At 62.4% G+C, this 21,188-nt stretch carries 21 protein-coding genes; 15 read left to right on the forward strand and 6 right to left on the reverse strand.

Annotation, left to right across the window (positions count from 1 at the left end):
• The first annotated feature begins 80 nt into the window (after positions 1 to 80).
• From chrA to G6K99_RS03240, 3 genes are all read left to right on the forward strand, one after another.
• A complete protein-coding gene (chrA, locus tag G6K99_RS03230) occupies positions 81 to 1,430 on the forward strand; it encodes a chromate efflux transporter (RefSeq protein ID WP_174195695.1) in 1,350 nt (449 codons plus the stop codon).
• Positions 1,431 to 1,575: 145 nt separating this feature from the next.
• Positions 1,576 to 2,424, forward strand: a complete 849-nt coding sequence (locus G6K99_RS03235) for a TIGR01459 family HAD-type hydrolase (protein ID WP_174195696.1) — start codon at positions 1,576 to 1,578, stop codon at positions 2,422 to 2,424.
• A 13-nt stretch (positions 2,425 to 2,437) separates the two neighbouring features.
• The gene (locus G6K99_RS03240) at positions 2,438 to 3,418 is read left to right on the forward strand and encodes a bifunctional riboflavin kinase/FAD synthetase (RefSeq protein WP_174195697.1); all 981 of its coding nucleotides are present in this window, start codon (positions 2,438 to 2,440) and stop codon (positions 3,416 to 3,418) included.
• Positions 3,419 to 3,618: 200 nt separating this feature from the next.
• Here the strand turns inward: G6K99_RS03240 and G6K99_RS03245 are convergent, their stop codons facing one another.
• Positions 3,619 to 3,909, reverse strand: coding sequence for a DUF1902 domain-containing protein (locus G6K99_RS03245; protein ID WP_113109551.1), 291 nt, complete (start codon positions 3,907 to 3,909; stop codon positions 3,619 to 3,621).
• A 41-nt stretch (positions 3,910 to 3,950) separates the two neighbouring features.
• Here G6K99_RS03245 and G6K99_RS03250 point away from each other — a divergent pair, with 41 nt between their 5' ends.
• On the forward strand, positions 3,951 to 4,190 hold the full coding sequence (locus tag G6K99_RS03250) for a BrnA antitoxin family protein (RefSeq protein WP_174195698.1): 240 nt from the start codon (positions 3,951 to 3,953) through the stop codon (positions 4,188 to 4,190).
• Here G6K99_RS03250 and G6K99_RS03255 read toward each other — a convergent pair.
• Both G6K99_RS03255 and G6K99_RS03260 read right to left on the reverse strand, forming a co-directional pair.
• Positions 4,187 to 4,645, reverse strand: a complete 459-nt coding sequence (locus G6K99_RS03255) for a PIN domain-containing protein (protein WP_174195699.1) — start codon at positions 4,643 to 4,645, stop codon at positions 4,187 to 4,189. The two genes, G6K99_RS03250 and G6K99_RS03255, sit on opposite strands and share 4 nt — an antisense overlap.
• Positions 4,642 to 4,908 (reverse strand): type II toxin-antitoxin system Phd/YefM family antitoxin, encoded by a 267-nt coding sequence (locus G6K99_RS03260; RefSeq protein WP_174195700.1) that lies wholly within the window; start codon positions 4,906 to 4,908, stop codon positions 4,642 to 4,644. Before G6K99_RS03260 ends, G6K99_RS03255 begins: the two co-directional genes overlap by 4 nt.
• Before the next feature lie 296 nt (positions 4,909 to 5,204).
• On the opposite strand from G6K99_RS03260, the gene ileS reads away from it, so the two are divergent.
• A complete protein-coding gene (ileS, locus tag G6K99_RS03265; RefSeq protein ID WP_174195701.1) occupies positions 5,205 to 8,114 on the forward strand; it encodes an isoleucine--tRNA ligase in 2,910 nt (969 codons plus the stop codon).
• 135 nt (positions 8,115 to 8,249) lie between these two features.
• Positions 8,250 to 8,888 (forward strand): hypothetical protein, encoded by a 639-nt coding sequence (locus G6K99_RS03270; RefSeq protein WP_092662408.1) that lies wholly within the window; start codon positions 8,250 to 8,252, stop codon positions 8,886 to 8,888.
• 15 nt (positions 8,889 to 8,903) lie between these two features.
• On the opposite strand, the gene G6K99_RS03275 is transcribed toward G6K99_RS03270, so the two are convergent.
• Positions 8,904 to 9,356, reverse strand: a complete 453-nt coding sequence (locus tag G6K99_RS03275) for a nucleoside deaminase (protein WP_174195702.1) — start codon at positions 9,354 to 9,356, stop codon at positions 8,904 to 8,906.
• 144 nt (positions 9,357 to 9,500) lie between these two features.
• On the opposite strand from G6K99_RS03275, the gene G6K99_RS03280 reads away from it, so the two are divergent.
• From G6K99_RS03280 to G6K99_RS03290, 3 genes are read left to right on the forward strand one after another with little or no spacing between them, the layout of a single operon-like run.
• A complete protein-coding gene (locus G6K99_RS03280; protein WP_174195703.1) occupies positions 9,501 to 11,732 on the forward strand; it encodes a pseudouridine synthase in 2,232 nt (743 codons plus the stop codon).
• A gap of 3 nt (positions 11,733 to 11,735) precedes the next feature.
• Positions 11,736 to 12,296, forward strand: coding sequence for a 16S rRNA (guanine(966)-N(2))-methyltransferase RsmD (rsmD, locus tag G6K99_RS03285; RefSeq protein ID WP_113109555.1), 561 nt, complete (start codon positions 11,736 to 11,738; stop codon positions 12,294 to 12,296).
• 20 nt (positions 12,297 to 12,316) lie between these two features.
• Positions 12,317 to 13,201, forward strand: coding sequence for a patatin-like phospholipase family protein (locus G6K99_RS03290; protein WP_174195704.1), 885 nt, complete (start codon positions 12,317 to 12,319; stop codon positions 13,199 to 13,201).
• Here G6K99_RS03290 and G6K99_RS03295 read toward each other — a convergent pair whose 3' ends face one another.
• Positions 13,202 to 15,010, reverse strand: a complete 1,809-nt coding sequence (locus G6K99_RS03295) for a monovalent cation:proton antiporter-2 (CPA2) family protein (protein WP_174195705.1) — start codon at positions 15,008 to 15,010, stop codon at positions 13,202 to 13,204.
• A gap of 110 nt (positions 15,011 to 15,120) precedes the next feature.
• Here G6K99_RS03295 and G6K99_RS03300 point away from each other — a divergent pair, with 110 nt between their 5' ends.
• The 6 genes from G6K99_RS03300 to lpxK all read left to right on the forward strand — a co-directional run bounded on the left by G6K99_RS03300 (position 15,121) and on the right by lpxK (position 20,871).
• The gene (locus tag G6K99_RS03300) at positions 15,121 to 16,467 is read left to right on the forward strand and encodes a TldD/PmbA family protein (protein WP_174195706.1); all 1,347 of its coding nucleotides are present in this window, start codon (positions 15,121 to 15,123) and stop codon (positions 16,465 to 16,467) included.
• Positions 16,468 to 16,470: 3 nt separating this feature from the next.
• On the forward strand, positions 16,471 to 17,274 hold the full coding sequence (locus G6K99_RS03305) for a 3'(2'),5'-bisphosphate nucleotidase CysQ (protein ID WP_174195707.1): 804 nt from the start codon (positions 16,471 to 16,473) through the stop codon (positions 17,272 to 17,274).
• A gap of 62 nt (positions 17,275 to 17,336) precedes the next feature.
• Positions 17,337 to 17,573: a DUF4170 domain-containing protein gene (locus G6K99_RS03310; RefSeq protein ID WP_062454846.1), complete on the forward strand. Its 237-nt coding sequence runs from the start codon at positions 17,337 to 17,339 to the stop codon at positions 17,571 to 17,573.
• Positions 17,574 to 17,740: 167 nt separating this feature from the next.
• Positions 17,741 to 19,069 carry a lipid IV(A) 3-deoxy-D-manno-octulosonic acid transferase gene (waaA, locus tag G6K99_RS03315; RefSeq protein ID WP_174195708.1) on the forward strand — a complete coding sequence of 443 codons (1,329 nt, stop codon included), beginning with the start codon at positions 17,741 to 17,743 and terminating at the stop codon, positions 19,067 to 19,069.
• Positions 19,069 to 19,827: an HAD family hydrolase gene (locus G6K99_RS03320; RefSeq protein WP_244631348.1), complete on the forward strand. Its 759-nt coding sequence runs from the start codon at positions 19,069 to 19,071 to the stop codon at positions 19,825 to 19,827. Before waaA ends, G6K99_RS03320 begins: the two co-directional genes overlap by 1 nt.
• Positions 19,828 to 19,830: 3 nt before the next feature.
• Positions 19,831 to 20,871 (forward strand): tetraacyldisaccharide 4'-kinase, encoded by a 1,041-nt coding sequence (gene lpxK, locus G6K99_RS03325; RefSeq protein WP_174195709.1) that lies wholly within the window; start codon positions 19,831 to 19,833, stop codon positions 20,869 to 20,871.
• 32 nt (positions 20,872 to 20,903) lie between these two features.
• Here the strand turns inward: lpxK and G6K99_RS03330 are convergent, their stop codons facing one another.
• Entirely contained in the window at positions 20,904 to 21,137 is a 234-nt protein-coding gene (locus G6K99_RS03330) for a DUF2093 domain-containing protein (protein WP_062579337.1), read from the reverse strand.
• Positions 21,138 to 21,188 lie beyond the last annotated feature (51 nt).

Below are 21,188 nucleotides of genomic sequence, written 5' to 3' on the forward strand. Positions count from 1 at the left end.
TGCTAACGAGACCCGAAATAAGGATGGCTGCGAGCTGAGTCAAGAACGGGCTTGAAAAATTCAGGGCTCAGGGAGCGGCCATGCAGAATACGCTTAACGACCAAAACCCGGGCGCAGCGCCGAGCTTTCGTGAGCTCGTGGCCGTGTTTGCCCGGATCGGAGCTCTCAGTTTCGGAGGGCCTGCCGGACAGATCGGCATGATGCACAAGACTTTGGTGGAAGAAAGACGCTGGCTCTCGGAAGAGCGGTTTCTGCACGCCCTCAACTACTGCATGCTGCTGCCCGGTCCGGAAGCGCAGCAACTGGCAACCTATATCGGCTGGCTGCTGTTCGGCGTGCGCGGCGGTATCGTTTCGGGCCTGCTTTTCGTGCTTCCCGGCCTTGCCATCATTCTCGGTCTCTCAGCAGCTTACGTCCTCTATCAGGATGCGACATGGCTTGCCGGCCTGTTCTTCGGCCTGAAGGCGGCGGTCCTTGCAATCGTGGTGGAAGCCGTGATCCGCCTCGGGCGCCGCACGCTGAAAACTACCTTCCTGCGTGGCGTCGCGGCCGCTGCCTTCATCGCCCTGTTCTTCTTCAGCCTGCCGTTTCCGCTCGTCGTGTTCGCGGCCGGTCTCGCAGGCTATCTGATGACGCGGGCAGGGGCGCAGCAACCGCAAGACAGCGTCGCCAAAGAGGACAGTCCTCCCGGCGCGAAAACACTTGGTGTCGGCCGCACGATCGCGACGCTCGTATTCTGGATCCTCGTCTGGCAGTCGCCTGTTCTGGCGCTCTGGGCCTTCGATGCGCCGGAAAGCCTCTCAAGCCTGTTCGCGTTTTTCTCCAAGATGGCACTGGTCACCTTCGGCGGCGCCTATGCGGTTTTGGCCTATGTGGCGCAGGTCGCAGTCGCCGATTACGGCTGGCTGAAGCCGGGCGAGATGCTCGACGGACTGGCGCTTGCGGAAACGACGCCGGGCCCGCTCGTGCTGGTTCTGTCCTTCGTCGGCTTTCTCGTCGGCTTCCGGGAAGCGTCCGGTCTCGGCCCCGTCACGGGCGGGATTGTCGGCGGACTGCTTGTTGCCTGGGCAACCTTCGTGCCGAGCTTCGTCTTCATCTTTGCGGGCGCGCCCCTGATCGAGCGCCTGCGCGGCAACGGCCTTTTATCCGGCGCGCTGTCTGCCATCACCGCCGCGGTCGTCGGCGTCATCCTCAACCTCGCGATCTGGTTCGGCCTGCACGTTCTGTTCAAGGAAGTTCGCCACGTCGATCTCTTCGCGCCCATCGGATTTGGCCTCTCCGTCCCGGTCTGGTCCAGCCTCGATCCCGTCGCGATGATGCTATTCGCAGCCTCCGCCGTCATGCTGTTCGTCCTGAAGCTCGGCATGGTGCCGGTGCTCGCCATCAGCGCGGCGGCCGGTTTTCTCGCCCAGATCGTTCTGATCCAGTGAGGATCGGACCATTGCAAAAATATGAAGTTTTGCCGGGTTCTGCCTCGCAGCGGCGCCTTTCACCGCCTTGTCCCTTGTAATCTCGCCGACGGTTTGCGATGTCAGCCTCCTAATCGAGCAGGCAAAACCGGCAGGAACTTTTGACATGGCAAAGCGCATCCAGAATTTGAACGACGTGATCGAGGGCTACGATGTCGTGCTTTCGGATGTCTGGGGCGTGGTCCATAACGGTGTCGAAGCCTTCCAGCATTCCTGCACGGCGCTCGCCGCCGCCAGAGAAGCCGGCGCCACTGTCGTGCTGATCACTAACTCGCCGCGCCCCGCACCTGGCGTTATCGAGCAGATGAAGCATCTCGGCGTGCCGGACGACAGCTACGACCGGATCGTCACCTCAGGCGATGTAACCCGCCATCTGGTCGCCGAAGGCCCGAAGAAGGTGTTTCTGCTGGGGCCTGAACGCGACCTCAACTTCTTCGATGGACTGGGTATCGAGATCGTTTCTGAAGCCGACGCCGATTGCGTCGTCTGCACCGGCTTCTTCGACGACGAGAAGGAAGTGCCCGAAGACTATACCCAGATGCTGACCACCTTCATCAACCGCGACGTGCCGATGATCTGCGCGAACCCGGATCTGGTGGTCGAACGCGGTCACCGGATCATTCCGTGCGCCGGTGCGGTCGCCGCCTATTACGAGCAGCTCGGTGGCCAGGTCCGCGTCGCCGGCAAGCCGCACAAGCCGATCTACGACGAGGCGCTCTCGATTGCCCGCCAGGAGCGCGGCGATGTCGACAAGGCGAGGGTTCTCGCGATCGGCGACGGCATGCCGACCGATGTTCGTGGCGCGCTTTCGCAAGGCCTCGACCTGCTTTATATCAGTGCCGGCATTCACATCGCGGAATATGCTGTCGATGGTGAAACCGACGAGGCAATCATGCAGGAATGGCTGAAAAGCGAGAACGCGGCGCCGAAATTCTGGATGCCGCGTCTCGCCTGATCCGGAACCTGACATGACCGTATTTCACCGCAACGAAATGAAGGAGCCGCTGCCCGAAAGCCTCAAGGGCGGCGTCGTCGCGATCGGCAATTTCGATGGCGTCCACCGAGGCCATCGCAGCGTGCTCGATCGGGCGCTGGAGCTTGCCGCCAGCCGCGGCGTGCCCGCGCTCGTGCTGACGTTCGAGCCGCATCCGCGCACCGTCTTCAAGCCCGACCAGCCCGTCTTCCGGCTGACGCCGGCGCCTCTCAAGGCACGGCTGCTGGAAGCGATGGGTTTTCGCTCGGTGATCGAATATCCGTTCGACCGCGACTTCGCGACCCGTTCGGCCGAAGATTTCGTGAAGACAATCCTGATCGACTGGCTGGGCGCAAGCGCCGTCGTTACCGGTTTCGACTTCCATTTCGGCAAGGGCCGTGAGGGCGGACCGGCTTTCCTGATGGGCTCCGGTGATCGTTACGGCTTTACGGTGTCGCTGGTGGATGCCTTTCGCGACGAAAACGCAGAGGTTGTCTCGTCGAGCCGCATCCGCGATCTGATCGCCGAAGGAGACGTTGTGGCTGCCGCAGGCCTGCTCGGCTATCGCTACACGGTCGAGGCGGAAGTGATCGGCGGCGAACAGCTTGGCCGACAGCTCGGCTATCCCACCGCGAACATGAAGCTTGCCCCTGAAACGGAACTCAAGCCCGGCATCTACGCCGTGCGCTTCAGACGAGCCGACGGCACGCTGAATGACGGCGTCGCAAGCTACGGCCGCCGCCCGACGGTGACGGACGACGGCGCACCGCTTCTCGAAACCTATCTGTTCGATTTCTCCGGAAACCTCTACGGCGAGATCAGCTCGGTCTCCTTCTTCGGCTACCTGCGCCCCGAACTCAAATTCGACGGCCTCGACCCCTTGGTCGCGCAGATGAAAAACGACGAGGAAGAGGCGAGGGCACTGCTTTCAGGCGTAAAGCCGCTCGGCGAACTGGACATGAAGATCGCGTTTTAGGCTTTAGAGGCGCCTGTCCGACCCGGCGTCTTTCAGAATGGCATTCGCTGTGTGGCGGCTGAGAAGAGTGCGGGGTACGAGAATTATCTTCCCCGTCGCCTTCGATTGCCACTTTTCGTGAGAGCCCTTGGCATTCGTCAGGTAAACATAGCCGAGTTCTGAAATGATCGAGCGGACGGTCTTGTAAAAACCGTCCACCATCAGGCGGCCGCCGTCATCTCGGCGGGCCGTTGCCAGAGAATTGCCGGGATGAGGTCCTTCACCGGCGTCTGTGCCAGATCCTCTGCGGATATATGATTGGCAACGATGAGATCGATGGCTGCATCGAAGATGACGTCTTCAAAAGAATCCACGTCGGGCGCCTCGATATGAAGGCCCTCGATGTCGCTCTCCGAATAGAAGACCCTGGCTTCTTCATCCCAGACAGCTTTGATAAAGAATGTTCTCTTCACGGTGTCTACTCTGAAGGTCTGCGGTTTCCCGAAAACCATATATCTGTCATCAGTAGTCCGCAACGCAGGAATGATATCCCATGGCAACCCCACCCCGCAGGCCCGTAAACCCGATGGAAGCGGCCGAAGCGCTGTTTAAGCAGGTCAAGAAACCCGCTGCTCCAGCAGTGGAACGACGCGCCGCTCCGCAGGCAAAGGAACTCGTGTCCCTGAAGCTCGACAGCGCCGTGATCGAATATTTCCAGGACGACGGCCCCGGCTGGCAGGACCGCATCAACGATGCGTTGGTGGCGGTGATGAAGGCGAACCCGAAGGATTAACGGTCGCTCAACGGAAACAGCGCGACATCGTCCTGCCAGGGATCGAAGATCGCTGCGCCCGACATGCGGAAGTCCTTCACGTTGCGGGTGACGAGATAGAGATCGTGCTCGATCGCGGTCGCCGCAAACAGCGTGTCGATGACAGGCGGCGCGTGACCGGTGGCTCGCTTCACGCGTCCCGAAATCTCGCCCCACCGGCGTACGATAGCATCGGTCACTGACAGGATACGGCCACTGAACCGCGCTTCCAGTGCGTCGGTGGCGGCTTTATAGCGGTAGCGATTGGCGTCGTCTTCGGGCAGGTTCGCAATTCCCTTGTCGTATTCGGCGAGCGTCAGAACGCTGATAAACAGCCGATCTTCATCCTGGTCTGCCGCCCAGCGTTTGACGGAAGGCGCACCGTTCTGGTTGATCAGGGCGGAAATGACGTTGGTGTCGAGAAGCCAGCCTATCACAGCTCCACGTCCCGTCCGCGGTCTGCATCCCGGTCGAGATTGAGATCCTCCAGCCCCAGCCCTTCCAAGAAATCGATCAGCGATGTCTTGGGCGCCGGCCTGCTCAACCGTTCCAGCTCTTCGCTGCTGATCACGACGACGCTGTCCTTGCCGCGCACCGTCACATGCTGCGGGCCTTCATTGCGGGCGCGCCGCACCACCTCGGAAAACCGTGCCTTGGCATCTTCGAGCTTCCAGATGTTTTCCTGACGTCTTTCCGGCATATCATCCTCCAACTGGTCAGATAGTCAGTTGTAATCCAAGGGCGGGCAGGGGTCCATCAACCATCTCGGTTTTGCCCCTTCCTTTCACCCGAAAAACACCGTAATAACCGCCCCCATGACAGATTTCCGGCGGGCCAGGATCATGGCCGCGATGTTCATACGAATTATCGGCCCGGCCTTCCGCGCGGCTTGAACAGTCGGCCGGAGGGTCCGGGTTTTCGGCGCTTACAAGGGCGCTTCTGCCACCGAATTCATCCGCATGCGCCCGTGTCCCGGCGCCAGAGACGATAGCCAATATGACCGATACAGTGACTGAAAAGCTCGATTACTCGAAGACCCTCTATCTGCCCGAGACCGAGTTTCCGATGCGCGCGGGCCTGCCGCAGAAAGAGCCGGAAACCGTTGCGCGCTGGCGCGAGATGGATCTCTACAAGAAGCTGCGCGCCTCTGCCGCCGGCCGCGAAAAGTTCGTGCTGCACGATGGCCCTCCCTATGCCAACGGCAACATCCATATCGGCCATGCGCTCAACAAGATCCTCAAGGACGTCATCACCCGCTCGTTCCAGATGCGCGGCTATGATGCGAACTACGTTCCCGGCTGGGATTGCCACGGTCTGCCGATCGAGTGGAAGATCGAGGAAGAGAATTACCGCGCCAAGGGCAAGGCCAAGCCCGACCTGAAACAGCCGGACGCGATGATCGAATTCCGCAAGGAATGCCGCGCCTATGCGCAGAAGTGGATCGCGATCCAGGCCGAAGAATTCAAGCGCCTCGGCATCGTCGGCGATTTCGACAAACCCTACCTGACCATGGATTTCCACTCGGAAAGCCGCATCGCCGGCGAGCTCCTGAAGATCGCCATGAGCGGCCAGCTCTATCGCGGCTCGAAGCCCATCATGTGGTCGGTTGTCGAGCGCACGGCGCTGGCGGAAGCCGAGGTCGAATACCACGACTACGAGAGCGACACGATCTGGGTGAAGTTCCCGGTGAACAGTGGCTCGGCAGAACTGGCTGACGCCCATGTGGTCATCTGGACGACGACGCCGTGGACCATCCCGGGCAACCGCGCCATCGCCTATTCGCCGAAGGTCTCCTATGGCCTCTACGAAGTCACCGAAGCTGCCAATGATTTTGGCCCGCAGCCGGGCGAGAAACTGATCTTTGCAGACAGCCTGGCGGACGAATCCGCAGCTAAGGCAAAGCTCGCCTTCAACCGTCTGCGGGGCGTCTCCGCCGACGAATTGGCTGGCATCACCTGCGCGCATCCCCTCAAGGATCTCGGCTACGACTTCACCGTCCCACTCCTCGCCGGCGACCATGTCACCGATGACGCCGGTACCGGTTTCGTCCACACCGCGCCGTCCCACGGCCGCGAGGATTTCGAGGCCTGGATGTCCAGCGTCAAGGAACTCGAAGCCCGCGGCATCGATCCGCGCATCCCGTTCCCGGTCGATGATAGCGGCACCTACACGACCGACGCCCCCGGTTTCGAGGGTGCTCGCGTCATGGATGACAACGGCAAGAAGGGCGATGCCAACGATCGCGTCATCAAGGCGCTGATCGAACGCAACGCGCTGTTTGCCCGTGGCCGCCTGAAGCACTCCTATCCGCATTCGTGGCGCTCCAAGAAGCCGATCATCTTCCGCAATACGCCGCAGTGGTTCGTCTATATGGACAAGGACCTCGCGGACGGAACGACGCTTCGCACCCGTGCGCTGACCGCCATCGACGATACCCGCTTCGTGCCCGCCGCCGGCCAGAACCGCCTGCGCGCCATGATCGAGCAGCGCCCGGATTGGGTCCTGTCGCGCCAGCGCGCCTGGGGCGTCCCGATCTGCGTGTTTGCCGATGAGGAAGGCAATGTCCTGCAGGATGAAGAGGTCAATGCCCGCATCCTGGAAGCCTTCGACGCCGAAGGGGCCGATGCCTGGTTTGCCGAAGGCGCCAAGGAACGCTTCCTCGGCAATGCCCATGACGGCGCCAAGTGGACGCAGGTCATGGATATCCTCGACGTCTGGTTCGATTCAGGCTCGACGCACACGTTTACCCTCGAAGACCGTCCGGACCTGAAATGGCCGGCCGACGTCTATCTCGAAGGCTCCGACCAGCATCGCGGCTGGTTCCATTCGTCGCTTCTGGAATCGGCCGCCACCCGCGGCCGCGCGCCCTATGACACGGTCGTCACCCATGGTTTCACCATGGATGAGAAGGGCCAGAAAATGTCGAAGTCGCTCGGCAATGTCGTGGCACCGCAGGATGTCATGAAGGATGCCGGCGCCGATATCCTGCGCCTGTGGGTCATGACCACCGACTACTGGGAAGACCAGCGCCTCGGCAAGACGATCATCCAGACCAATGTCGATGCCTATCGCAAGCTGCGCAACACCATCCGCTGGATGCTCGGCACGCTGGCCCACGACGATGGCGAAGAGATCGCTTATGCCGAGCTGCCGGAGCTCGAAAAGCTGATGCTGCACCGCCTGTCCGAGCTCGATGAAGTCGTGCGCACCGGTTACGATGCGTTCGAATTCAAGAAGATCGCCCGCGCACTGATCGATTTTAGCAATATCGAACTGTCGGCCTTCTACTTCGACATCCGCAAGGATGCGCTCTATTGCGACGCCCCGTCGGCGTTGCGCCGTCGCGCCTCGCTTGCGGTCATCCGCAAGATCTTCGAATGCACAGTCACATGGCTCGCACCCATGCTGCCTTTCACCACGGAAGAGGCATGGCTGTCCCTGAAGCCCGATGCCGTCTCCGTGCATCTGGAACAGTTCCCGGATGTGCCGGCCGAGTGGAAGAACGATGCGGTTGCCGAGAAATGGGCAAAGATCCGCAAGGTTCGCTCGGTCGTCACAGGCGCGCTCGAAATCGAGCGCAAGGACAAGCGCATCGGTTCGTCGCTTGAAGCCGCACCCGTCGTCCATGTCGCCGATGCCGAGCTTCTGAAGGCGCTGGACGGGCTGGATTTCGAAGAAACCTGCATCACATCCGCCATCACGATCGTGGCAGACGAAGGCCCGCAGACGGCGTTCCGTCTTGCGGAAGTCTCGGGCGTGTCGGTTGAGCCGAAGCCTGCTGACGGCGTCAAATGCGCCCGCTCGTGGCGGGTGACGACGGATGTCGGGTCCGATCCCGCCTGGCCGGATGTTTCGGCCCGCGATGCGGCTGCATTGACAGAACTGGCCAAGCTTGGCCGGCTCTGATGGCTTGCAGATTACCGGATGATTGCGCTTGGCCGCGTCATCCGGTATTCCTGCCTGAAATTGGCCGGAATGTTCCGGCACGAGATGACTTCCGGTTTTGAAGGCGTCAGGACGGGCGCCGATGGTAGGGGTTTGATGAAAACGACTTATGCGTTTCGTGCCGCGATCGGTGCGGTTGGCATGCTGGCTGCAACCGTGTCTCTTTCCGGCTGCATGGGCGGCCCGACCTATGGCACCGACAAGACGGCAATGGCCCAGCTCGGCGACGATCTTGGAGCAGCTGTCGCTCTCGGCAGCGCCCGCGATGAAGAAAAAGAAAAGCTGCGCTACAATCCCCGCCCGACGCTGGTCGTTGCCGGCAAGGGTCAGAGCAGTCTTCCTGCACCCCAGCAGTCGCTCGCCAACCGCGAAAGCAACCCGAACTGGGTTGAATCTCCGGAAGAGACCCGTGCGCGCCTGCGTCTGGAAGCCAAGGAAAACGAAGGCAACAACAATTACCGTTCGCCGCTGATGGCCGGTCGTGGCCAGGGTGGTCAGATGACCGAAACGGAAAAATGGGAAGCCTTCCGCAAGGCCAAGCAGGATGTCGAAACGGTCAACATGGGCTCGCGCCGCCGTTCGCTGTCCGAGCCGCCGGCTGAATTCCGTGCCGCCGATGCCGCAACGCTTCAGGATCTCGGAGAACCCGAGAACGAGAAGGAGCGCCGTCGCAAGAAGGAAGCGCAGAGCGCAACCCAGGCGTCGAACAGCAGCTGGTGGAAGCCCTTCCAGTAAGACCTTTTGTCTTGCTTAATCCCGGCGTGAGCGAAAGAAGCCTGTCAGAATGTCGGCGGCTTCCCGCTCTCCGAGCCCGGAATAGACATCCGGCGCATGATGGCAGCTCGGCTGCGAAAAGAAGCGCACGCCATTTTCGACAGCGCCACCCTTCGGATCTCCCGCGCCGTAATACAGCCGGCGAATTCGCGCGAACGAAATCGCCGCCGCACACATGGTGCATGGTTCCAGCGTCACGTAAAGATCGGCACCACTAAGCCGTTCCTGGCCGAGAACCCCGGCCGCAGCCCGCATAACCGCAATCTCGGCATGCGCCGTCACGTCGTTCTTGGTGCGGGTCAGGTTGCCGGATCTGGCGATAATCTCGCCGTCCATGACCAGCACGGCACCCACGGGAACTTCGCCCTGTGCCGCTGCAAGCCTGGCTTCTGTGAGTGCGGCATCCATGAAACCGTCGCTCTTGGGCATTTCCGCGATTTCCTCTTAACCCGGCTCGCATGAACTGGTAGGAAGCATTCAACACGAAGCGCGCTGTGCGCGTGTTTCATCACCATCCACGAACACGAATGTCCGGTTCGTTTCCGTAGACATCATGCTTCAGGCAAACAACAAATGACTTCAAAAGACAAGCCGAAGCGCGGCGAAGCCAAAACCTTCATCCGCGAGATCAAGCCGAAATCTGCAGATGCTGCAGCCGGCAAGACAAAGACGGGGACGGGCTTCAAGAAACGGGCGCCCGCAAAGCCCGGTTCCGACGCGCCCCGCTCAGAACGTCCGCGCTCCGTTGCGCCGCGCGCTGAAAAGCCCCGTGGCGAAAACGCTGCCGCCGACAAGCCGGCAAAGCCGATGCGCCGTCAGGCAGCCTCTGCCGAAACGGCAGCGTCGGATGGCAAGCCCGAGCGCATTTCCAAGATCCTTGCCCGCGTCGGCGTGGCGTCCCGCCGCGATATCGAGCGGATGATCATGGATGGCCGTGTGTCGCTCAACGGCAAGGTTCTCGATACGCCTGTCGTCAACGTCACCTTCGACGATGCGATCGAGGTGGATGGCGTGCCGATCCGCGGTGTCGAGCGCACGCGCCTGTGGCTCTACCACAAGCCCGGCGGCCTGGTGACGACGAATTCCGATCCGGAAGGACGTCCGACCGTGTTTGAAAACCTGCCCGGCGAACTGCCGCGGGTTCTCTCCATCGGCCGTCTCGACATCAATACCGAAGGCCTGCTGCTTCTGACCAACGACGGCGGTCTGTCGCGCGTGCTGGAACTTCCGACCACCGGCTGGCTGCGTCGCTACCGCGTCCGCGCCCATGGCGAGGTGGATCAGGAAGCGCTCGACAAGCTGAAGGACGGCATTGCCGTCGATGGCGTTCTCTACGGCTCGATCGAAGCCACGCTCGACCGTTCGCAGGGCCGCAACGTCTGGATCACCATGGGTCTTCGCGAAGGCAAGAACCGCGAGATCAAGAACGTCCTCGGCGCGCTCGGCCTTGAAGTTAACCGCCTGATCCGTATCTCCTACGGCCCGTTCCAGCTCGGTGACCTGCCGGAAGGCGAGGTCATGGAAGTGCGCGGCCGCACGCTGCGCGACCAGCTCGGTCCGCGCCTGATCGAAGAAGCGAAGGCGAATTTCGACGCGCCGATCTACAACGAAACGCCTGCTGCCTCTGAAGACGAGAAGCCGGCGCGCTCCTCCCGCTCCGAATGGTCGAGCCCGGCGGACCGCCCGGCACGTCCTCGCGACGAGGACAGACGCGAACGCTCGCTCGGCCGTCTCGATACCAAGGCGACCGAACGCAAATTCTCCGACAAGCCGGCCGGCAAATTCGGCGGCAAGCCCGAGGGCAAGTTCGGCGCAAAGCCGGGCTTCAAGTCCAACGACCGTGATCTCGGCGACGAAAAGCCGAAGAAGCGTCCGCCGATGGGCACCAGCCGCACCGCCAATGTCTGGATGGCGCCGGGTGCGCGTCCAAACGCCGACGGCAGCGTCCGGGCGGTTTCCGCTCGTGCCCAGGCAGAGCAGCTGTTCAGGAAACAGGTGCCGGAAAATGACCGCCGCGTGATCGTGAAGCGCGCCGATGACGACGCCGACTGGATCCGTGCGGATTCTCCGCCGGAGCCGGAAAAGGGCGAATTCGGCGCCAAGCGTTCCTTCGGTGACAAACCCCGCGGTGACAAACCCCGTGGCGACAAGCCGAGAAGCGACAGACCCCGCAGCGATAGCCCCCGCGGTGACAGCCCGAGAGGCGAGCGCTCCTTCGGCGACCGCAAGCCACGCGAAAGCGGCGATCGTCCCTATGGCGACAAGCCCCGTGGCGAGCGTTCGTTCGGTGATCGTCCCTCCCGTGGAGATCGTCCGACAGGTGACCGCCCAAGCGGCGACCGTCGCCCGCGTCAGGATGGTGACCGTCCCGCCCGTGCGTTCAACGCCGGAGAAGGCCGCTCCGATCGTCCGCGCTCGGATCGCCCTTATGGTGACAGGCCTGCGCGTGGTGACCGCCCGACGGGTGACCGCCCAACACGTGACCGGCCAACGGGCGACAGTCGCCCGCGCGAGGATGGTGATCGTCCCGCACGCTCGTTCAGTGCTGGAGAAGGTCGTCCCGATCGTCCGCGCTCGGATCGTCCGTTCGGTGACAAGCCCGCGTTCGGCGATAAGCCCAGAGGTGCACGGCCTGCCGGCAAATCCTTCGGTGGCAAGCCGAGCGGTGGTAAGCCAAGCTTTGGCGGTAAGCCGTCCGGTGGCAAGCCTTCGGGTGGCCGCCCCTCGGGTGGCAAGCCCGGCGGACGTCCGGCTGGCGCTCGATCAGGCGGCCCAGGTGGAAAACCGCGGACCCCGAGAGGCTGATCCGTGCGCATCGTAGGGGGTGAATTCCGCGGCCGCACGCTCGCCACGCCGAAAACCAGCGCGATCCGGCCGACCATCGACCGGACGCGCGAAAGCCTGTTCAACATCATCGGCCATGTCTATCCGCAGGCGCTGGATGGCACGCGGGTGATCGATCTTTTCGCCGGCACCGGTGCCGTCGGACTGGAAGCCGTCTCGCGCGGCTGTCGTCATGCGCTGTTCGTCGAAAACGGTGTCGAAGGTCGCGGTCTCCTGTGGGAGAACATCGACGCTTTCGGCCTGCATGGCCGCGCCCGCATCCTGCGCCGCGATGCCACCAAGCTCGGCCCGGTCGGTACGCTGGAACCCTACAACTTCCTCTTCGCCGATCCGCCTTATGGTCAGAAGCTGGGTGAGGGGGCTCTGTTTGCCGCCCATGTCGGCGGCTGGCTGGTGCCCGGCGCACTCGCGATTCTCGAAGAACGCGCCGATGTGACGGTTGAAGTCGATCCGGCCTACAAGCTGCTCGAAAGCCGAACATTCGGCGATACGCGGATGGATTTCTTCCGCTACGAGCCGGCCTGAGCAAAGGCGGGAGGCGATCCATGAACACGAGGCTGACCCTTGCTGATCATGAGACTGCGGATCGCCCTGGCGGCAAGAAGGGCGATCTGCGCTATGCGGTCGCCTTCGGCGGCGGCGGCGCCCGCGGCATTTCCCATATCCATGTCATTGAAGCGCTGGACGAACTCGGCATCCGGCCGGTAGCAATTTCCGGCTCTTCGATCGGCGCGATCATGGGTGCCGCCATGGCATCGGGCATGTCGGGCCGCGAGATCCGCGACTATACCGTCGAGACCGTCGGCAACCGCGGCTCGCTGGTGAACCGGCTCTGGGGTCTCGGCCCGTCGACGATGCGGGATGCACTCGGCGGATTTCGCTTCGGTCACTTCAATCTGGAGCCGATCCTCGAGGCCTTCCTGCCGAGCCAGATCCCCCAGGATTTCGCCGATCTCGTCATACCCTTGAAGATCTCCGCCACCGATTATTATGGCCAGGCGGAGGTGATCCTCGAGACGGGCAATCTGCGCAAGGCGATTGCCGCCTCTGCCGCCATTCCCGGCCTGTTCATGCCGGTCAGGGTCAACAACCGCATCATGATCGATGGCGGCGTCTTCAATCCCGTCCCTTACGAGCAGTTGATGGATCTCGCCGACGTTGTGATCGGCATCGACGTGGTCGGCGCGCCGGAAGGCGATGGCCTGCATCCACCCAACCGCTTCGACAGCCTGTTCGGGGCAAGCCAGCTCACCATGCAGGCCAGCATTGCCCTCAAGCTGAAACTCAATCCGCCGCACATCTTCCTGCGTCCCAGCGTCAATCGCTTCGGCGTGATGGATTTCTACAAGGCGCGCGACATCCTCGAAGCCTCAGAAGGCACAAGAGACGAGTTGAAGCGGGCGATCGAGGCTCTTGAAAGGCCTGCCTGATCACCACTTGCCGATCGAAACACCGGAAGCCTTTTCCTCCGGGCCTTTGCCGGTGCGTTTCGGCTTGATCAGCGGCTCGGGGCGAACGGGACTGTTGAACAGCATCTCGCGGCCGGCGCCCAAACCCTGCACGGCCTGAACCTGCAGCCGTTCCTCGTCGCGACGGCGGATGTCGTCGCCGATCTCGGAGGCGGCAGCCTCGCTCATGCCGAGCGCTTCCAGCGTCCGTCGCCCGAACAGCAGCCCGGACTCCAGCGTTTCGCGCAACTCGTATTCGACGTTCTTTTCGCGTAGCGCCAGCGAATGAACCCGGTCGTAGGACCGAACGAACAGGCGCACATCGGGAAATTCCGACGCAATCAGGTCGACGATCCGGTCCGTCGTTTCCCGTTTCTGCGTCGCGACCACAACGATCTTCGTCTTCTCGATACCGGACGCGATCAGAACGTCCTTGCGCGCACCATCGCCGAAATAGATCCGGAAGCCGAAATTCGCCGCCTGCCGGATACGCTCGGGACTGTCGTCAATGACAGTCACGGAACTGCCGCCGGCAAGCAGGATCTGCGCCGCGATCTGGCCGAAACGGGAAAAGCCGATCATCAGCACATCGGCTCCGGCGCCTTCGAAATCCTCCTCCAGATGTTCGCGCGTCTCGCTCTTCTGCAGGCGCCTAGCAAGCGCCGAGCCAAGCGGCGTCAGCGCCATCGACAGCGTCACGCCGGCAATCAGAAGCGAAGCGGTGGCGGAAGAGAGGAGGCCCGCCGCGGTCGCGGTGGTAAACAGCACGAAGCCGAATTCGCCACCCTGCGGCAACAGGAACGCGATCTTCAGGGCGTCATTGGGCGGCGAACCCCACAGGCGCGAGAGAGCGTAGACCACGGCCGCCTTCACACCCATGAACACGGCAACGGCCGGGATCAGGAAGGCAAGGTTTTCGAAGATCACCTGGACTTCGAGCGAAAGCCCGACAGCGACGAAGAACAGCGCCAGAAGCAGGCCGCGGAAGGGCTCGATATCCGCTTCCAGCTCGTGCCGATAGGAGGATTCCGCCAGCATGACGCCGGAGAGGAAAGCACCCATCGCCATCGACAGACCGACGGCCTGCATCGCAGCCGCCGAACCGAGCACGACGAGAAGGGCGGCGGCAATCATCACCTCGCGGGCACCGCTGCTGGCAATGATCTGGAACATCGGTGTCAGCAGGTACTTGCCGGCAATCACCATGGCGCCCACGGCAGCGACAGCGATTGCAAAGTCCAGCATCGGGGTGGCGGCAGCCTCGCTCGTGCCGGGTGCCAGGATTGTGATCAACGCCAGAAGCGGCACGATCGCGAGATCCTGGAACAAGAGAACGGAGAAGGAGCGCTGGCCGTAGCGGCTGTTCATCTCACCTGTGTCATTGAGGATCTGCAGCGCAAAGGCGGTGGACGACAGGGCAAGCCCGAAGCCGATCATCAGGCTGCCGCGCCAGTCCGCCATTTCCGACAGGTAGGCGAACCCGCTCAGGATGCCACCCGATATCACCACCTGCGCCGGCCCAAGCCCGAACACATCGGCCCGCATCTGCCACAGGCGCGAGGGTTTCAGCTCCAGCCCGATGACGAAGAGCAGGAACACGACGCCGAATTCGGCGACATGCAGCACTTCCTGCGTATCGGTCACCTGTTGCAGCACCGGACCGATCAGGATGCCGGCCGCGAGATATCCAAGCACGGTGCCAAGACCGAGCCTGCGAAACAGCGGGGCGGCGATCACCGCACCGGCAAGCAGCATCAACATTTCGGTAAAGTGGGAGCCGTTTGCAGTCATGGGGCACTTTCGGGTCGGGAATGCGGAAGGTCAACCGGGGAATCGGAGCGCTGCCCTTGATGCTTTGGTCGGTGCACAATAAATGGGGTGCAAACGAAAGGCTTGCAAACATGACCTCGCAAATCGATTCCGCCTCCCTTCTGGCGCGTGCCGGCGAACTGATCGATCTGGCCAAGGCGGCGGGCGCCGACAAGGCGGATGCGGTGGTCGTCCGCTCCCGCTCCAGTTCGGTCAGCGTCCGGCTCGGAAAGGTGGAAGGAACCGAATCCTCGGAAAGCGACGATTTCTCGCTGCGTGTCTTCGTCGGCAACAAGGTTGCAAGCGTTTCCGCCAATCCGGGTTTCGATCTGAAAGTGCTGGCCGAACGCGCAGTCGCCATGGCAAAGGTCTCGCCCGAGGATCCCTTCGCCTGCCTCGCGGATGAAAAGGACCTTGCGAGAGATTACCCCGATCTCGACCTGTTCGATCCGACCGAAGTCTCCGCCGATACGATGCGCGACGTGGCGCTCGAGATGGAACAGGCGGCCCTCGATGTCGCAGGCGTCACCAATTCGTCGGGATCCGGCGCCTCTGCCGGCATGGGCGGAATGGTTCTCGTTACTTCGCACGGATTTTCCGGCGCCTATATGGCCAGCCGCTTCGGCCGCTCCGTCAGCGTCATCGCCGGCGAGGGCACGAAGATGGAGCGCGACTACGATTTCGACAGCCGTCTGTTTGCAGCCGATCTCGACGATCCGAAGCTGATCGGCCGGCGTGCCGGCGAGCGGGTGGTCAAGCGCATCAATCCGCGCCAGGTCGATACCGGCAGCAATGTCACCGTCGTCTTCGATCCGCGCATCGCGCGCGGCTTTGTCAGCCATATCGCCGGCGCCATCAACGGCGGATCTGTTGCCCGCAAGACATCGTTCCTGCGCGACAAGATGGGCCAGCAGGTTCTGAAATCAGGCCTCAACATCACCGATGATCCGCTGATCGTGCGCGGGTCTTCCTCGCGCCCCTTCGATGGCGAGGGTGTGAAGGGCGAGCGTCTCGTGATGATCGAGGACGGCGTGCTGAACCATTGGTTCCTCTCTACCTCGACCGGCCGCGAGATCGGGTTCCCGACCAATGGCCGCGGCGTGCGCGGCGGCACGTCCGTCACCCCGGCCTCCACGAACCTTGCGCTGGAACCGGGCGATATTTCGCCCGAAGACCTGATCCGCCAGATCGGCACCGGTTTCTACATCACCGAACTGATCGGCCAGGGCGTCAACATGATCACCGGCGAGTATTCGCGCGGCGCGACCGGCTTCTGGATCGAGAATGGCGAGCTTGCCTATCCGGTCTCCGAAGTCACGATCGCCTCCAATCTGAAGGACATGTTCATGCGGATGACGCCGGCCAACGACATCGACCGCAAGTTCGGCACTGCCTCTCCGACGATCGCCATCGAAGGCATGACGCTGGCGGGACGCTGACCGATGGCTGGCGCGGAAGGGCAATGGCTTGAAGATCTGGACCTGATCCGCGATGCCGCCCGTCAGGCCGGCGAGATCGCGCATGGCTATTTCGGCCAGTCGCCGGAAGTCTGGTGGAAAAACGAGGGCTCGTCGCCCGTCAGTGCCGCAGACTTTGCGGCAAACGACATTCTCCAGAGCCTGCTTCTGACCGCCCGTTCCAATTACGGCTGGCTGTCCGAAGAAACGGATGACGACGACGCCAGGCTTTCACTCGACACGCTGTTCGTGGTGGATCCGATCGACGGCACCCGCGCCTTCATCAATGGCGAAAAGACCTGGTGCGTCTCGGTCGCCGTCGTCCATCACGGCCGACCCGTGGCGGGCGTTCTGGTAGCGCCGGCGCTCGGCGAGGAGTTCTTTGCCGTCAAGGGCGGTCAGGCGATCCGCAACGGTGCGCCGATCTCTGTTACCAAGGATGATCATGATAAGCTTGTGATCGCTGCCGATGAAAACCTTGTGAAGAAATTTGATCTGCCGTTCCGCAGCCATGTCGAACGCCATCGGCATATCCCGTCGCTCGCCTACCGGCTGGCGATGGTCGCGGACGGACGCCTCGATGGCACCGTCGTCAAGCGCAACTCGCATGACTGGGATCTCGCCGCCGCCGACCTTATCCTGGAATGCGCAGGCGGCCGGTTGACCGACCTTGCGGGAAGCCCGCTCACCTACAACCGGCGGCAGGTCCGCCACGAGATGCTGGTGGCTGGCGCAGAGCATGCACTGGAACGGCTATTGCCGCAGATCCAGCGATTTCCGGCCGCTTGACCTTTGTGGCGTAATGCCGCAGATGAGGATCGGGCGGAGAGGATAAACGGGACAGGATGGACATGACCGCGACGACTGACAAGAAACAGCTTCTGCATCTGGTTTTCGGTGGCGAACTTTCGAGCCTCGAAGAGGTTCAGTTCAAGGATCTTGCGGCGCTGGATATCGTCGGCATCTATCCCGATTATGCAACGGCCCTGACGGCCTGGCGCAGCAAGGCACAGCAGACGGTCGACAACGCCCAGATGCGCTATTTCATCGTTCACATGCATCGCCTGCTCGAGCCAGGCCCCAAGTAACGCTGAAGCAAGCCTGATCTGCCAGGTTTCGAAATGCCAAGGTCTGGAACATAGGGTCCGGGACCCCTTTTTGACGCATTTGTGCATGACAGAAATTCGGCGACTGATACGATATCAGAAGGACGACCGGGATTGATGACGGCCATCATGCAGTGGGGGCAAAAGCGATGAGCGGCAGTATGGCTCGCATGGCCCTGGCGGGATACCGTCTGGCCGGCATCGCGCTTTATCCCTTTGCCGGGCCGTACCTCACGTACAGGTCGATGAAGGGCAAGGAAGATTCCTCGCGCCGTCTCGAAAGGCTCGGCTATGCCAGCCTGCCGCGCCCGCGCGGACCGCTGGTCTGGGTTCATGCCGCAAGCGTCGGCGAAACCATGTCGATCATGCCGCTGATCCGCGAACTTCGCCGTCGCGAGATCCATGTCCTGCTGACGACAGGGACCGTTACATCCGCAGCACTGGTCGATGCCAGGCTCGGCGATGAAGTCATTCATCAATATGTGCCGTTCGATCTGAAATTCTCCATCAAGCGCTTTGTCTCCTACTGGAAGCCGGATGCGTGCATTACGGCCGAGTCCGAAATCTGGCCGACGACGGTGGCCGAGCTGGCGCGGCGTCGCATCCCGCAGATCCGCGTCAATGCACGCCTCTCCGATCGCTCGTTCACGCGCTGGCACAATCATAATACCATCGCCGAAGCGCTGTTCGAAAAGCTGGCGCTCGTGGTGGCCCAGTCCGATCTTGATGCCGAGCGTTTCCGTGATCTCGGCGCCTGGCCGGTCATCGTGTCGGGCAACCTCAAGACCGACACCGACCCGCCGCCATGCGACGAGGAGCTTCTGGCCCGCTACAAGGCCGAAATCGGCGAGCGCAAGACCTGGGCTGCGATCTCCACCTTCGATGGTGAGGAAAAGGCCGCTGCCACCGTGCATCGGGCGCTGAAGCCGAAAAGCAACCTGTTGACCATCCTCGTGCCCCGTCATCCGGATCGCGCAGATGCGATCGAGGACATGCTGAAGGCGGAAGGTCTCACCGTCGCGCGCCGCTCGCGCAACGACACGATCACGCCGGAAACCGATATCTTCCTCGGCGACTCCATCGGTGAAATGGGTCTTTATCTGCGGCTGACCGAAATCTCCTTCGTCGGCAAGTCGTTGACCAACGAGGGCGGCCAGAACCCGCTGGAGCCGGCCATGCTCGGATCTGCCGTTCTGTCCGGCCCGAACATCGACAATTTCCGCGATGCCTACCAGCATCTCGTCAAGAAGGGCGGTGCCCGGATGGTCCGCGATGTCGAAATGCTAGCAAAGGCCGTGCATTACCTGATGATCAACGACCTTGCCCGCCGCAAGATGGTCGAAGCCGGCCATGACGCGATGGACGAAATGCGCGGCGCGTTGGCCAAGACCGTCAAGGCGCTCGAACCTTACGTCAATCCGCTGACCGTCAGCGCCAGACTTCAGCCGAAGACAGCCGCCGCCGGTGCTGCACGCTGATGGCCGGGGCGACAAGCGACGTCGTGGATATGGACTTCTCGCATATCGCCGGCATCCTGTTCGACAAGGACGGCACGCTGTTGCACTATGATGCGAGCTGGGGCCCGGTGAACCGGGAAGCGGCGCGCATCGCGTCGGGCGGCGACGCCGATCTCGAAACGCGCCTCCTGCAAGCCGGCGGCATGGATCCCGTCTCCGGCCACACCCGTGCCGATAGCCTGCTTGCGGCCGGCAATGCCGCCGAGATCGCCGCAGGTTTCGTGTCCGCAGGCGCCCCCATGGATGTGGCAGATCTCACCCGTCAGCTCGATGCACTCTTTGTTCGCTCTGCCGAATATTCCGTTCCGGTCACCGATCTCGCCGCCTTCTTCGGCGCGCTGAAGGCACGCGGCCTGAAGCTCGGCATCGCCTCCAGCGACAATGAGGAAGCCATCCGCCAGACGGCGATCCGTTTCGGCTTTATCGATCATGTCGATTTCATCTGCGGCTATGACAGCGGTTTTGGTGTGAAGCCCAAACCCGGCATGTTCCTGAAATTCTGCGAGGTCGTCGGTCTCGAACCGGAACAGGTGGCGATGGTCGGCGACAACAATCACGACATGCATATGGGCGAGGCGGCCGGCGCCGGCATCAAGGTCGCGGTTTTGACCGGGACCGGTTCGCGCCAGACGCTGTCGACTGCCGCCGATCTCTGCCTCGACGATATCTCCGCCTTTGCCGCCCTCCTGCCGGTCTCGGCACCGGCTGCGGCGGGCTGAGCGGTGGTTTCCGAAGCGCCGCCCTTCTGGTGGACGAAGGCCGACTGGCGCGTCTGGGCGCTGTCGCCGGTTTCGTTCGTCTATGGTGCCGTCTCCGGCCGCCGCATGGCGAAGTCGAAGCGGGCGCACGCGCCGCTGCCGGTCATCTGCGTCGGAAACTTCACCGTCGGCGGCGCCGGCAAGACACCGACGGCGATCACGCTTGCCCGCGCCGCTAAGGCGAAGGGCCTCACGCCTGGTTTCCTCACCCGCGGCTATGGCGGATCGCTCGACGTCACGACAATGGTCGATCGTTCCAAGCACAAGGCCGAGGCCGTCGGCGACGAAGCGTTGCTTCTCGAGCGCGAAGCGATGACCGTCATTTCCCGCCGCCGCGTGGACGGTGCGAGAATGCTGGCGCAAAACGGCGCCGATCTCATCATCATGGATGACGGGTTCCAGAGCGCCCGTCTCTCGATCGATTTCGCGCTGGTTGTGATCGATTCCGTCCGCGGCATCGGCAACGGCCATCTCGTGCCGGGCGGTCCCGTGCGGGCACCGCTGGCCGAGCAGATGCGCCAGGCCTCCGCCATCCTCAAGGTCGGCACCGGCGACGCGGCCGACAGGATCGTGCGCCAGGCATCGCGCGCCGGCAAGCAGGTCCACGTCGCGACACTCGATCCAAGCCCCGGCCAGTCGCTGGCGGGCACAAATCTTCTCGCCTTTACCGGGATTGCCGATCCGGAAAAATTTTACCGCACGGTCAACAGCGTCGGCGGGTTGATTTCAGAGCGCCGGTCGTTCCCGGACCATCATTTCTTCACGGCGGATGAAATCGAAAGCCTGCTGGAGGATGCCGACAGGAACGGTCTCCATCTCGTGACGACGGCCAAGGACGCGGTGCGTCTCGTCGGTCATCACGGTCCGGCCGAAAAACTGCTCAACCGGGTACAGGTGGTGGACGTGGAGATGATCTTCGACAATCCGAAGGCGCCCGGCCAGATCATCGACGCAGCACTCGCCCGTTTTCGCGAACGTCGATTGAAGAACGGCGTTAAACCCTGATCAGGGCGCAAGCGCGCGTCGGTTGATTGTGCTTAAGCCCGGCTCTGGTTCGGCAGCAGGCCGGCACGCTTGTCGGCTTCCAGCGAGGACGCGCAATCGGCATAGGCTTCCTGCCGCGCTACGCTCCAGTATTTCAGCTCGTCGACGGGGATTTGAGCACCCGTCATCGCGCAGATCACGTATGAACCGCTGCTGACGATCTGGTAGTCGCCATCCAGGTACCGGATTTTCGCCTCGCGGAAGCTGCCGCCTTCGAACCGGTTCATCTGTCTGCGTCTCCTGCGAAAAAACATCGGATTGCTCGCGCGTTATGCCGT

Origin of the sequence: Neorhizobium sp. AL 9.2.2 (assembly GCF_013317225.1) — a bacterium.
Lineage (GTDB): Bacteria > Pseudomonadota > Alphaproteobacteria > Rhizobiales > Rhizobiaceae > Neorhizobium > Neorhizobium soli.